The organism is Nocardiopsis valliformis DSM 45023 (genome assembly GCF_000340985.1).
Lineage (GTDB): Bacteria > Actinomycetota > Actinomycetes > Streptosporangiales > Streptosporangiaceae > Nocardiopsis > Nocardiopsis exhalans.
On the sequence record NZ_ANAZ01000036.1, the window covers coordinates 1 to 12,820 of the forward strand.

General features: G+C 71.3%; 9 protein-coding genes. 5 read left to right on the top strand and 4 right to left on the bottom strand.

Annotated features, from left to right (window positions below):
• Positions 1–253: 253 nt before the first annotated feature.
• The 4 genes from D457_RS0126040 to D457_RS0126055 all read left to right on the top strand — a co-directional run bounded on the left by D457_RS0126040 (position 254) and on the right by D457_RS0126055 (position 3,879).
• Positions 254–1,075: an alpha/beta fold hydrolase gene (locus tag D457_RS0126040; RefSeq protein WP_017583617.1), complete on the top strand. Its 822-nt coding sequence runs from the start codon at positions 254–256 to the stop codon at positions 1,073–1,075.
• A gap of 93 nt (positions 1,076–1,168) precedes the next feature.
• On the top strand, positions 1,169–2,059 hold the full coding sequence (locus tag D457_RS0126045; RefSeq protein ID WP_026117045.1) for a LysR family transcriptional regulator: 891 nt from the start codon (positions 1,169–1,171) through the stop codon (positions 2,057–2,059).
• Between the two features lie 105 nt (positions 2,060–2,164).
• Positions 2,165–3,250 carry an S-(hydroxymethyl)mycothiol dehydrogenase gene (locus D457_RS0126050; protein ID WP_026117046.1) on the top strand — a complete coding sequence of 362 codons (1,086 nt, stop codon included), beginning with the start codon at positions 2,165–2,167 and terminating at the stop codon, positions 3,248–3,250.
• Entirely contained in the window at positions 3,247–3,879 is a 633-nt protein-coding gene (locus D457_RS0126055) for an MBL fold metallo-hydrolase (RefSeq protein WP_017583620.1), read from the top strand. Before D457_RS0126050 ends, D457_RS0126055 begins: the two co-directional genes overlap by 4 nt.
• Before the next feature lie 81 nt (positions 3,880–3,960).
• Here D457_RS0126055 and D457_RS33410 read toward each other — a convergent pair whose 3' ends face one another.
• From D457_RS33410 to D457_RS0126070, 3 genes are all read right to left on the bottom strand, one after another.
• Positions 3,961–4,695: a DUF4352 domain-containing protein gene (locus tag D457_RS33410; RefSeq protein WP_239646231.1), complete on the bottom strand. Its 735-nt coding sequence runs from the start codon at positions 4,693–4,695 to the stop codon at positions 3,961–3,963.
• A 546-nt stretch (positions 4,696–5,241) separates the two neighbouring features.
• A complete protein-coding gene (locus D457_RS0126065) occupies positions 5,242–5,706 on the bottom strand; it encodes a GNAT family N-acetyltransferase (RefSeq protein WP_017583622.1) in 465 nt (154 codons plus the stop codon).
• Between the two features lie 67 nt (positions 5,707–5,773).
• Positions 5,774–8,938 carry a BTAD domain-containing putative transcriptional regulator gene (locus tag D457_RS0126070; protein WP_026117047.1) on the bottom strand — a complete coding sequence of 1,055 codons (3,165 nt, stop codon included), beginning with the start codon at positions 8,936–8,938 and terminating at the stop codon, positions 5,774–5,776.
• A 153-nt stretch (positions 8,939–9,091) separates the two neighbouring features.
• Here D457_RS0126070 and D457_RS0126075 point away from each other — a divergent pair, with 153 nt between their 5' ends.
• On the top strand, positions 9,092–9,853 hold the full coding sequence (locus D457_RS0126075; protein WP_017583624.1) for an SDR family oxidoreductase: 762 nt from the start codon (positions 9,092–9,094) through the stop codon (positions 9,851–9,853).
• A gap of 171 nt (positions 9,854–10,024) precedes the next feature.
• Here the strand turns inward: D457_RS0126075 and D457_RS0126080 are convergent, their stop codons facing one another.
• Complete coding sequence (locus D457_RS0126080; protein WP_017583625.1) at positions 10,025–12,640, bottom strand: M14 family zinc carboxypeptidase; 2,616 nt, start codon at positions 12,638–12,640, stop codon at positions 10,025–10,027.
• Positions 12,641–12,820: the final 180 nt, after the last annotated feature.

Sequence of the window (12,820 nt, forward strand, 5' to 3'; positions counted from 1 at the left end):
GCGCTCATCCCGGCACAGTCGTTTACCTGGCACAACTACCCCCTGAAGCAGGTTCATTGCAACAGATACTAGAAACCACCCGCCGAAATTGCTTCTGGTAGCAAGATCACGGAGGTGAGAGGGGCGGAAACTGACTGTGCCCCCCTGGTCAACAAACTCGTGGGATGTCCAGGCTCTGTCGGACCCCGCGGCTAGAATCGCCTCGGCCCCGGCCTCGAAGCGGGACCGCGGGGCGGAGACGAAAGGGACGGGCATGGGCGTGCAGGGGCCGACCGAGGTGTTCGCGTCGAGTGCCGGGGCGGTGCGCTGGGAAGCCGTCGGTTCCGGGGAGCCCGTGGTCCTGCTGCACGGCACCCCGTTCTCGTCGTACGTGTGGCGGGACGTGGCCGCCGCGCTGGCGCCCCGGTACCGGGTGTACTTCTGGGACATGCCCGGCTACGGGACCTCGGAGATGCGTTCGGGGCAGCGGGTGTCCCTGGCCGTGCAGGGGAGGGTGTTCGCCAAGCTGCTCAGGCACTGGGGCTTGGAGAGCCCGAGGGTTGTCGCGCATGACTTCGGCGGGGCGGTGGCGCTACGCGCGCACCTGCTGCACCGGGCCGTCTACTCCCGGTTGGTGCTGGTCTCCCCGGTGGCGCTGGCGCCGTGGGGTTCGCCGTTCTTCCGGCTGGTGGGCGAGCACACCGAGGCCTTCGAGCAGCTTCCTCCGGCGCTGCACCGGGCGCTGGTAGCCGAGTACGTGAGTTCGGCCAGCGCAACAGGGCTGGGTCCGGGGGTCCTGGACCGGTTGGTGGAACCGTGGACCGGACCGGAGGGCCAGGCGGCGTTCTACCGGCAGATCGAGCAGGCCGACCAGGCGCACACCGACGAGATACAGAGCCTGTACCCGAGTCTGGAGCTACCGGTGCTGCTGGCCTGGGGTGAGCGGGACTCGTGGATCCCGCCGGAGCGAACCCGTCAGTTGGCCGCGATGATCTCCGGGCTGATCACCTGCCCGATCGAGGGAGCGGGTCACCTCGTCCAGCTGGACGCCCCCGCGCAGCTGACCGCGGCCCTGACGGACTTCCTCAGGGAATAGGTCGGGCTCCGGGCCCGGAGCGAAGGGGATCCGACGGCTACGGGGCCGCACGGGCGCACACCCGAGCACACCCGTACGGCTAGGCTGCGCGACGTGGAGCTACGACATCTGAGGCACTTCGTGGCGGTCTGCGAAGAGGAACACTTCACCCGGGCCGCTGAGTACCTCGGCATCACCCAGTCCGGCCTGTCCGCGTCGATCCGCGCCCTGGAACGCGACCTGGACGCGCAACTGCTGCTGCGCACCACCCGCCGGGTCTATCCGACCCCCACCGGGCACGTGCTCCTGGCCGAGGCCCAGCGCATCCTGGCCGCGACCGACCGCCTACGGGAACTGGTCACCGACGACCACCGGGTGCGCGGCGCCCTGTCCCTGGGCACCGAGCAATGTATGGGCGTGGTGGAGGCCGCACCCCTGCTGCACGAGTACCGGGAGCGCCACCCCGACGTGGCGATCAACCTCCAGCAGGCCGCCACCGGGCAACTGCTCGAACTCGTGGGCACGGGCAGGATCGACGTCGCGCTGGTGGCCGGCCCTCTCGATGCGGGCGGGGATGTACGGCTGTTGCGGATCACCGAGGAGCCGCTCATGCTGCTGACCGCCGCCGACCGCCTCGTGCCCGAGGGGGCGATCCCCTCGGCCCTGGGCGAGGAGGAATACGTCGACCTGCATCCGGGGTGGGGCGCCCGTGACTGCGCGGACCGGGCGTTCGCGGACTTCGGGATCGCCCGGCGCGTCGCCCTCCAGGTCAACGACGTGTACACGCTGCTGGACCTGGTACGTCGCGGCATGGGAGTGGCGGTGGTCCCCCGGCCGGTGACCCGAAAGCCCCAGGCGGAGGGGCTCAGAAGCGTCGCGGTTCCCGGGCCGACGCGGTGGCGGGTGGCCCTGGCGCTGCCCGGGGCCGCGCGTCCGTCCACCGCCACACGGGCCTTCGTGAAGCTGCTCGGAGAGAGCCATCCGATTGATGACTCCCGCTACTGAATCCCAAACGTTCCACATGTTGGACACGTGCACGGAGGGTGGGGCAGGGTGAACGGAGACGGTGCCCACCGGCGCCGCCTGCCCCGAGGTTCAGGAAGTGCTCTCATGTCTCAAACGGTCCAGGGTGTGATCTCACGCGCGAAGGGCGCACCGGTCGAACTGACCACCATCGTCGTCCCCGATCCCGGGCCGGGGGAAGCGGTCGTCCAGGTCCAGGCGTGCGGGGTCTGCCACACCGACCTGCACTACCGCGAGGGCGGGATCAACGACGAGTACCCCTTCCTACTCGGCCACGAGGCCGCGGGCGTGGTGGAGTCCGTCGGCGCCGGGGTCACCGAGGTCGAACCCGGGGACTACGTGATCCTGAACTGGCGGGCGGTGTGCGGCCAGTGCCGCGCCTGCCGGCGGGGGCGGCCCCAGTACTGTTTCGACACGCACAACGCCGAGCAGAGCATGACCCTGGAGGACGGCACCGAGCTCTCTCCCGCACTCGGCATCGGCGCGTTCGCCGAGAAGACCCTGGTCGCCGCAGGCCAGTGCACCAAGGTCGACCCGACCGCTTCGGCCGCCGCCGCGGGGCTGCTCGGCTGCGGGATCATGGCCGGGATCGGCGCCGCCATCAACACCGGCGGGGTGGGCCGCGGCGACTCCGTGGCGGTGATCGGCTGCGGCGGGGTGGGCAGCGCGGCCGTGGCCGGAGCCCGTCTGGCCGAGGCTGGCAAGATCATCGCCGTGGACCTGGAGGACCGCAAGCTGGAGTGGGCGCGCGGGTTCGGCGCCACCCACACGGTCAACGCCTCCCAAACCGACCCGGTCGAGGCGATCCGCGCGCTCACCGACGGGTTCGGCGCGGACGTGGTGATCGACGCCGTCGGTCTGCCGAAAACGTATGAGCAGGCGTTCTACGCCCGCGACCTGGCGGGGACCGTGGTGCTGGTGGGCGTGCCCACCCCTCAGATGCGGTTGGAGCTACCGCTGCTGGACGTGTTCGGCCGGGGCGGGGCGCTGAAGTCGAGCTGGTACGGCGACTGCCTGCCCTCGCGCGACTTCCCCATGCTCATCGACCTCTACACCCAGGGCAGGCTGGACCTGGACGGTTTCGTCACCGAGGAGATCGGGCTCGGCGACATCGAGGAGGCCTTCGCTCGGATGGAGCGGGGCGAGGTACTGCGATCGGTGGTGCGGCTGTGAGTGACACGCGTGTGGAACACCTGACCACGTCCGGGGTCTTCACCCTGGACGGCGGTTCCTGGGAGGTGGACAACAACGTCTGGTTGGTGGGTGACGACGACGAGGTCGTGGTGATCGACGCCCCGCACGACCCCGCCGCGATCGTCGAGGCGGTGGACGGGCGCCGGGTGGTGGCGGTGCTGTGCACGCACGGGCACAACGACCACGTCAACGCCGCCCCGGCGGTGGCCGAGGCGACCGGCGCGCCGATCCTGCTACACCCCGAGGACCGGGTGCTGTGGGACATGACCCACCCGGACCGGGCCCCGGACGGTGAGCTGGCCGACGAGCAGTCCGTGAAAGTCGGCGGCACGGAGCTGACGGTGCTGCACACCCCGGGGCACGCTCCGGGCGCGGTCTGCCTGTACGCGCCGGAGCTGGGTGTGCTGTTCAGCGGCGACACCCTGTTCCAGGGCGGCCCGGGCGCGACGGGGCGGTCCTACTCGGACTTCCCGACCATCGTGGAGTCGATCCGCCGCAGGCTGCTGTCACTGCCGGAGGAGACGGTGGTCAACACCGGTCACGGTGACTCCACGACCATCGGTGCGGAAGCCCCGCACCTGCAGGAATGGCTGGATCGGGGGCACTAGCCGGGCCGGAGCTCCGGCAGCGCGGTGCACAGGAGGGGGTGGGGCCTGCGCAGGCCCCGCCCCGTTCCCTTTTCCTCAGGGTCAGTTGAGCTGGATTCGGATCGGTTCGTCGAAGCTCCAGGTGTCCTCCACCTCCAGGGCCACCGGTTCGGTGCCCTCGGGCACATCGAACAGGGCTTCACCGGAGGCCTGGTTGCCGGGGTTGATCTGCTGCAGGAAGAACGTGTCCGCTCCCAGGAGGGTGCTCGCGGCGTGGCTGTTGCCGTCGGAGTCGATCAGCGAGAGCGCGGAGTCGTCGAAGGTGGTGGACTCGCTGCCACCGTTCTCCACCGTCATGTCGACGATGACGAACTCCCCCTGTGCCTGCTCCTCGAAGAACTCCTCGCCGTAACTGGCAGCGGTCTCCGTGCCGTTCACGGTGACCATCCAGTCGCCCAGCTGGGCGGCCTCGCCCATGGCGAAGTCTCCGCTCTCCTCGGCGGGCTCTTCCTCGGCGGCCTCCTCGGTTTCCGCTCCGGTCGCATTCTCCTCAGCCGCCGAAGTGGTTTCTGCCTCCTGCCCGCCCCCGTTGTTGGCCACGATCATTCCCACGATGAGCACGAAGACCGCCAGCAGGACCCACGGCCACTTCCTCCGCTTCCGGGGAGCGACCGCCTGGGGCGGCGGCCCGTACTGCGGTGGAACGTACTGCTGCTGGCCGTAGGGGGACTGCTGGAAGTGCTGGGGCCCGTACGGGGGCTGCTGGGGGCCGCCCGGGGGCTGCCCGCCCTGGTAGGGGCCGTACTGTCCCGGCCCGTCCTGCATACCGCTACTCATGGCGCACCTTTCCGAAACCACACCCGAGGGAACCTCACCCCCTACTTCCAGAGTCAGACACAAACCCGACAAAAGAGGAAAAGAAAAGGCAATTATTTCCCCTCAAATCATCGGTGAACCCAGAAATCAATCAACAGAATCAGACATTCTGGCAACCTTTTAAGAGTTCCCCAAACACAACTCAAGAAATGGCCGGAAGCGGACATCTAAGAAACTTGCGCCACCGGGTAAAGCTCAGTTCATACCCGGATTGACTGTCCGTTGTCGGCCACCGGTCGGATCAAGCGGCCATGAGTCTGAGTACCAGTGCGGAGGAGCCCGTGCGGGCGCGCTGGGCGAGGCTTCCGAGCAGGCGTCGGGAACGGCCCTGTTTCGGCCAGACCCTGCCGCGGCCGGTCAGCGATGGTGCGGATACGGCGTCGGCGCCCCGGGGCGGGAGCCGGCTCACGGCCGCTCCGACACGACCGGCCGGGATCGCGGTTCTGGCTCTGCGCGGGAAAATCCCGACCCGGAGGTGATGGGCCCCGGGCGAAGATCAGACGACGATCAGTCGAGGAAGATCTCTGCGATGAGCTCCGAGTCGCTCACTCGTCCAGTCTTGCGGAAGCCCAGGCCCAGGTAGAAGTCCTCCGGACTGCCCTCGCCCGGAACCCAGGAGACCGTGACCCGGGACAGGCCGCGGCGCCGCGCCTCGGCGAGCGCGCCCTCCACCGCGAACCGGCCGTATCCCCTGCCCTGGTGTTTCTCGGAGATGTTGAGCCGCCAGATCTCGGCCTGGAAGTCGGGGTCCTCTTCATCGGGGGCGAACTGGACCATGATGAAGCCGACCGCCTCGTCGCCGTCCATGAGCAGGCGGGGCCAGGCAGTGGAGCGGTTCGTGTACGCATGGGCCAGGGAGCGCAGGACCGGGGCGACGAAGCGGTTCTGGTCATCTCGGACCTGGACCCCGACAGCCGCGTCGAAGTTGTCGTCGGTGATCTCGACCAGCCGGAGCGAGGGGGCGTCTGTCATGAGCGGAACCCTAAGACACGGCCCGGGCGCACGCCACGGGTTTTCGTTCGGTACGGGTTCTCGGTCCTCAGCGGGCCAGCCGGGCGAGGGCCCGGTCCACGTCGAAGCGTTCCGGGGCGGTCAGGGGCGCCCCGATCCGCTCCCGGATACGGGTGGCCTCGGTCAGCAGCTCGGCGGCGGTCTCGTCGTCTCCGGCCAGGGCCTGCGCCCCGGCCAGTCCTTCGAGCGCGGCGGCGACCGCGCGGGGATCCCCGCTGGCCTCGGCATCGGTACGGGCCCGGGCGTGCAGGTCCAGGGCGGTCGCGGTGTCCCCGCGCTGTTCGGCGACGTAACCCAGCTGGGTGCGCAGGAACGCCGTTCCGATGTGGCTGCCCGCACGCAGGTTCCACTCCATCCAGCGGTGCAGGAGGCGTTCGGCGCGGTCGAGGTCGCCCCGGCGGCGGGCCGCCAGCACGGTGCCCGCCTCGGCGAACTGTTCGGCCCCGGTATCGGACTGCTCCGCCGCCAAGGCCGCGGCCCTCGCGTGCAGGACGTCGGCCCGGTCCAGGTCGCCGCGGAGCAAGGCCACGCGGCCTAGGCCGGACAGGGCCAGGGTGGCGTTGCCCCACAGTCGCAGCTCCTCGGCCAGGCGCAGGGCGCGTTCGTGGTGGTCGGCGACCCCGTTGAGGTCGCCGAGGGACTCCAGGGCCTGGGCGAGGGCGTCAGTGGCCTGGAGGGCGCCCCACCCGTCACCGATCTCCCGTAGGACCTGTTCCGCCTGGTGGGCGGTGTCCAGGGCTTCGGCGATGTCGCCTCGGCGCAGTGCGGCGTAGGCGAGGGTGACGCGGGAGACCTCGGCGCCCCAGCGGTCCCCGGCCGCGGCGGCCATCGCGTGGGCGGAGCGCACACGGGCGACGGCGCGGTCCTGGTCGCCCAGTCCCCAGCGCAGGTGTTCGATCAACCAGGCGAGCCGGGCGCGCGTGACGGGGTCGTTGACCCGGTCCAGGTGTTCGTGGGCGTGTGCGCGGCGGTGCTGTTCGTCGTCGGTGGCGGGTACGGCCAGGGCGGTGCGCCACAGGGCGGCCTCGGCGCGGTCGCGGGCACGTGCCCCGGGCAGGGCGAGGGCCCGGTCCAGAGCCGCCCGCGCCTGCCCCGATTGTCCGCGCAGGTAGCGGTGCCAGCAGGGGGCGACGGCAAGGCGCAGGGCCAGTTCGGCGTCGCCGACGCTCGTGGCGTGCTCCAGAGCGGCGTTGAGGTTGGCGCTCTCCCGGTCCAGGCGTTCCAGCCACCGGTGCTGGTCGGGGCCGCGCAGGTGGTTGTCGGCCCGGGCTGCGAGGTCGGAGAAGTGGCGGGCGTGCCGGGCGCGGACACGGGGTTGGTCACCGGAGTCGGCCAGGTGTTCCAGGGCGTAGGCGGCCACGGATTCCAGGAGCCGGTAGCGGGTGTGGGAGGGGTGGGTCTCGACGGTGACCAGGGAGTGGTCGGCCAGGGCGCCGACCAGGTCCAGGACCTGGTGCGCGGGCACGTGCACCTGTTCTTCCACCGTGGCCGCCCCGGTCTCCTCCCCCGCTTCCGGTCCGGAGCAGACGGCCTCGGCGGTGTCGGGTTCGCAGCCGTCGGCGGTGACGGCCAGGCGGGACAGCACGGCCCGTTCGGCCGGGGTGAGCTGGTCCCAGCTCCAGTCGATCACCGCGCGCAGGGTGCGCTGGCGTTCGGGGGCGTCGCGACGGCCGGTGCCCAGCAGGGCGAAGCGGTCGTCCAGTCGGGCAGCGATCTCATCCGCGCCCAGGTGGCGCAGGCGGGTGGCGGCCAGTTCCAGGGCCAGCGGGATGCCGTCCAGGCGGCGGCAGACGGTGGCCACGGCCGGAGCGGTCGCGGTGTCCAGGACGAAGGTTGCGCGAGCGGCGCGGGCCCGGGCGGTGAAGAGCTGGACCGCGCCCGAGGCGGAGAGTTCGTCGGGGTCGGTGGTGCCGGGTTCGGGCAGGTCGAGCGGGGGAACCTCGTACAAATGCTCACCGGAGATGTCGAGGGGGACCCGGCCGGTGGCCAGGACGCGCAGGTGGGGCAGGGCACCCAACAGGCGGGCGACGAGGGCCGCGGCCGGGGCGACGACGTGTTCGTGGTTGTCCAGGATGAGGAGGGCTAGGCGGCCTTTGAGCATGGCCACGATCCGGTCCGCTTCCTCGGATTCCTCGCCCGCGCGGCCGTCCCGGACGCCGAGGGTGGCGGCCAGCAGGGGCAGGGGGTCTCCGCCGGGTGGCAGCCCGCCCAGTTCCACCAGCCAGGCGCCGTCCCCGGCTTCGGTGCGATGGGTGAGCGCGGCCCCGGCGGCCAGGGCGAGGCGGGTCTTGCCGACCCCGCCCGGTCCGGTGAGAGTGACCAGCCGGTGTGCGGCGAGCATGGCGGCCAGGTCCCGTAGGGAGCGTTCGCGGCCGACCAGCGTGTCCACGGGTTCGGGCAGGCGCCCGGGCGGCGGAACCGGGTCGGGCACCGGGTCCAGGGCGGGGTCGCGGGCGAGCATGGCCCGGTGCAGGTCGAGGAGCTGCTGCCCGGGGTCCGCGCCGAGTTCCTCGGCCAGCCGGTTGCGCAGGCGCGCGTAGGCGGCCAGGGCTTCGGCGTGGCGTCCGGCCCCGTGGAGGGCTCGGAAATAGGCGGCGTGCAGGCGTTCGCGGTAGGGGTTTCGGGCGACCGGTTCGGCGAGCTCGGCGGCCAGGGCGCTGTGTTCGCCCAGATCCAGGCGGGTTTCGGCGAGGTCCTCCAGGGCGGTCAGGCGCAGCTGCGTCCAGCGGGTCGGTTCGCCCGTCCAGGCCTGCTCGGCCCCGGACGCGGAGTCGGTGAACTCCGCCAGTACCGGTCCGCGCCACAGCTCCAGAGCTTGGGTGAGCAGGGACGCGCGGAGGCGGGTTTCGGTGGCCTGGGCGGCGCGGCCGAGGAGCGCCTCGAAGTGCGCGGCGTCGAGGTGGTCGGCCGCCAGCAGGTAGCCGGGGGCGCGGTGGCGGACCAGGGCGCGAGCGCCGGGTTCGGCGGTGTCCAGGGCACCGCGCAGCTGGGAGATCCGGGCCTGGAGGACTGCGGTGGGGCGGCTGGGCGGAGTGTCGCCCCACAGGTGGTCGACGAGCTGGTCGACGGGGACGGGGCGGCCCCGGGCCAGGAGAAGGCGGGCCAGGAGAGCGCGGACCTTGGTGTCGGGGACCGGAACGGGATCGCCCTGGTCGGTCGTCACCGACAGTGGTCCGAGTACCCCGAATCGCATGTCCTCACCGTAGCGGCCCGGCGGCGGCCCATCGTCGGTCCCGTGGCGGGCCCGTAGCGGAGCCGTGGGGAACCCGTGGCGGTGCCCGGCACCGTGGTGACCAGTCGGAGCGGTCACCGGACCGCCCGAGGAGGGCGAGAAGAGGATTCGGGTATGGGTGCCTACGAGGACAAGCGCGCCGTGGTGGTCGGCGGGACGCACGGTATGGGTCTGGGCGTGGTCGAGGAGCTCCTGGCCGGTGGTGCGAAGGTTCTGCTCACCGGTAACAACGACAAGAACCTGGAGGAGGTGCGGGGCAGGTTCGGGCCCCGGGTGCAGGCGGTGCGTGCGGACGCCGCACGGGTCGAGGACGCCGACGTACTGGCCGAGGCGGTGCGCGAGACCCTGGGCGGGATCGACTTCCTGCACGTGAACGTGGGTGTGGCCGCGGCGGAGCCGTTCGCCACGGTCACCGAGGAGACCTATGAGTGGATGTTCGGGATCAACGCCAAGGGCGCGTACTTCACCGTCCAGCGGCTGGCCCCGATGATCGTCGAGGGCGGGTCAATCGTGTTCACCACGTCGGTCACCAATGCGACCGGGTCGGGCGGGCTGAGCGTGTACACCGGGACCAAGGCGGCGGTGGCGGGCTTCGCCAGGACCTTCGCCGCTGAGCTGATGTCGCGCGGGATCCGGGTGAACAGCGTCGCCCCGGGGTTCGTGCACACCCGCTCGGGCGGGTTCGCCGGGGCTTCGGCGGAGGAGCGTGCCGCGATCGAGGCCGCCGGTGACCAGGCCACCCCGATGGGCCGCCACGGGACGGTGGCGGAGGTGGCACGGGCGGTGCTGTTCCTGGGGTTCGATGCCACCTTCACCACCGGCGCCGAGCTACCCGTGGACGGCGGGCTCGGCCCCGCCCTCCAGCCGTTCGGTTAGTTCAGCAGCGGGTTCGGGATCCCGGCCGTGAAAAGAGCGGGGCCGGGATCCGTGCGGGATGCCGGGCCCGAACGGCACCGGCCCGCCACTGACGAGGAGAACCACTCCGGAAGGGGTATCCGGAGTGGTTCTCCAATGCCGCATGAGCATTGCGCTGAATGGTGCCTGGGGCTACTGCGTTTCGGCCGGTGCGGCGGTCCAGTACAGCGCCTGGGCCACCTGGCCGAACGATCCCTTCGGGTGGTTGCGGAAGAGCGGTTCGGTGCCGAAGAGCACCACGGAGGCGCCCGGGGCGGCCACACCGCTGACCACGGAAGCCTGCCCGGCCGCCGCGTCCTGACCGCCCGAGCCGTCGGCGGCGGCCCGCCAGTGCCCGGCCAGCAGCGGACCCTCGGCTCCGTAGGTCTGCTCCGCCGCGACCCCGGGGCCGAGGTCGGTGAACCAGCCCGGCGAGTACACGAACCCGTAGCCGCCGGTCCCAGCGAGTTCTCCGTCGCCGTCCTCCACCAGGACCACGCCGTTGGCGCCCGAACGACCGGCCTGGTGGCGCACGTCCAGCAGCCCGGCCTCCTGGTTGAACCTCGCTCCGGTCCTGCCGCGGGCGACCACTCCGCCCTCTTCGAGGAAGGCGTCCAGGTCCGCGCGGGCCTGCTCGTCCAGGTCCGCGTAGACCAGGCCGCTCGACACGTACAGCACGTCGGTGCCGGACCAGTCGAAGCCGTCGTTGAGCACGGCGGTGGACACCGTCTCGATGTCGAAGCCCAGTTCACCGAGGGTGTGCACCTCGTCGGCCGCTCCGGCCACGGCCACGTTCACCGTCTCCGGCACCGGAGGACCGTCGGTCACGGACCCGGTCCCGGTTTCGGCTTCTGCGGGGTCGAAGACCGCGCCGTGCTGCTCCGCGGCCCCCGCCACGGCATCGGCGGCCTCGGCGGGGACCCGCACGGTGCCGGACCCGGCCCAGGTGACCCCGGCCCCGGCGGCGACCAGGTCGTTGAGAGCGCTCACGTCCGCGGCGTCGTCCAGGCGCAGCGTCCAGTCCCCGTCGCCCTCGACCGCACCGGTGGGCGCGGCCTCGGCCACAGGGTCGGTGGCGCCGGGCGGGGCGGAGTCGGTGGACTCCACGGTGGCACCCCACAGGCGTCCGTGGCTCCACCCGGAGATGTCGTACATCGCCTCGATGTCCTCGGTGATGTCCCGACCGTCCTCCAACAGGACGTTGGCCATGCCGCGCTTGGGCTGGTGCATGTCCACCAGGTAGGACCCGGCGGGGTAGGAGGTGCCGTCGAGTTCGAACGCGTTCCGGGACCGCTCCACGCGCACGTCGTTGGCGATGAGGAAGTCCACCAGGCGGGCGGCGGCCGGAGCGGACCGCTGTCCCTGCCCCACCGGGATCACGTAGGCGCGCGGGAAGTCGGTGGTGTAGACGTCCTCGGGGCCGAACCCGGGCACCCAGTCCTCGGGCGGGACGACCTGTTCCTCGCCCGCGGCGCCGCGGCGGAACACCTCGATCTGGTCGCCGAGCAGCTCCTCGCGGTTCTCGTGTGCGAAGTCGAGGGTGGCCTCGATGGTGGCGGCGGAGATGTCGGTGTTGATCGCGGTGCGCCGGTGCAGCTCCGTCTCGGGCAGGTTGTAGTCGGCGTTGTTCACCCGGAGCGGGAACTCGATGGTGGCCGCGGCGACCGCGCCCTGGTAGGGGGCGTACATGGGGGTGAAGATCGGCGGCCAGTCGTCCCAGCCGTCCTCCCAGTCCCGGAAGGGGATCTGCGGCGGCCGCACCCCGTCGTCTTCGGGCGTGTAGCCGAGGTCGAGCACGGCCTGCTCCATGGCGAGGCCGTTGGCGTAGGTGTTTTTGATAAAGAGGTCGTACTCGTAGTTCTGGCCGTGCGGCGGGGTGGCCGGCTCGATCAGGGTGCCGTTGACGTACCCGTGCTGGTCGATCATGACCAGCGGCTGGGTGTCCATCATGACCTGCCGGATCACGGCGGTCTCGGGCTGGGAGACGGTGACGAAGTCGCGGTTGAGGTCGAACCCGGCGCTGTTGGCGCGGGTGCCCGCCACCCGCCCGTCCGGGTTCGCGGTGACGGTGAAGTACAGGCGCGAGGTGCCCAGCAGGTCCAGGGTCTGTTCGTCCTCGGCGGTGGCCAGCTCCTCGATGATCCGCAGGGAGGCATCGGTGCCCTCCCACTCGTTGCCGTGGATGTTAGCGTTCACATGGACGGGTGTCTTGTACCGGTCGGGCAGGGTGCGGTCTCGGGCGGCCCGCTCGGGGTTCTCGGCGATAAGCTCGCGCATGCGCTGCTGGTGGCGTGCCTCGGCGCGGGTCTCGGGTTCGGTGAGGGTGACCAGGTACAGGTCGCGCCCCTGGAGGGACTCTCCGATGACCTCCACGCTGACCCGGTCGGAGGTCTCCTGGAGCTCGTTGAGCGCGGGCGCGATGCCGTGGTAGGGGACCAGGTCGAGTTTGACCGACGCGTCGTCAGGGTCCTCCGGGGGTTCTGGCAGCTCGGTTTGACGGGGGTAGGCGGCGCCCGGATCGATCCCGACGCCGTCCAGGCCAGCGGACATCGTGTCGGCGGCCCCCGGTCCGGCGGGCAGCGACCCGGGGCCGGCGGCGATCTCGTTGCGGTCGGCTCCGTTGGCGTCCTCGCGCGGTTCGGCGAGGGCGGGCGTGGGGAAGGCGATCAGCCCGACCGCGACGAAGGCGGCTGCGGGACCGGCCAGGGAAAGGGTGCGGGTGAGAGGGCGGGCGGAGAAGGGGGACGGCGCTTCGGGGGTCTGTGGCACGAAGAAGGCTCCTCTGTGGTCTTCGACGTTCCTACCGTCCCGAACGGCCCGGAACAATACGCCAAGTCATGAAATGCTTGTTTCGTTGGACGTTCGGGGCCGTGCGGTCGGGTGCCCGCGGAATGTCGGCACCCCGGGCTAGGGTGACGGCCACCACAAGTGACCACGATGGAAGGCACG

What these genes read in the sequence shown, in the direction of transcription:
- D457_RS0126040 (WP_017583617.1), top strand. Translation starts at nt 254, where the DNA reads ATGGGCGTGCAGGGGCCGACCGAGGTGTTCGCGTCGAGTGCCGGGGCG.
- D457_RS0126050 (WP_026117046.1), top strand. Translation starts at nt 2,165, where the DNA reads ATGTCTCAAACGGTCCAGGGTGTGATCTCACGCGCGAAGGGCGCACCG.
- D457_RS33410 (WP_239646231.1), bottom strand. Translation starts at nt 4,695, where the DNA reads ATGAGTAGCGGTATGCAGGACGGGCCGGGACAGTACGGCCCCTACCAG.
- D457_RS0126065 (WP_017583622.1), bottom strand. Translation starts at nt 5,706, where the DNA reads ATGACAGACGCCCCCTCGCTCCGGCTGGTCGAGATCACCGACGACAAC.
- D457_RS0126070 (WP_026117047.1), bottom strand. Translation starts at nt 8,938, where the DNA reads ATGCGATTCGGGGTACTCGGACCACTGTCGGTGACGACCGACCAGGGC.
- D457_RS0126075 (WP_017583624.1), top strand. Translation starts at nt 9,092, where the DNA reads ATGGGTGCCTACGAGGACAAGCGCGCCGTGGTGGTCGGCGGGACGCAC.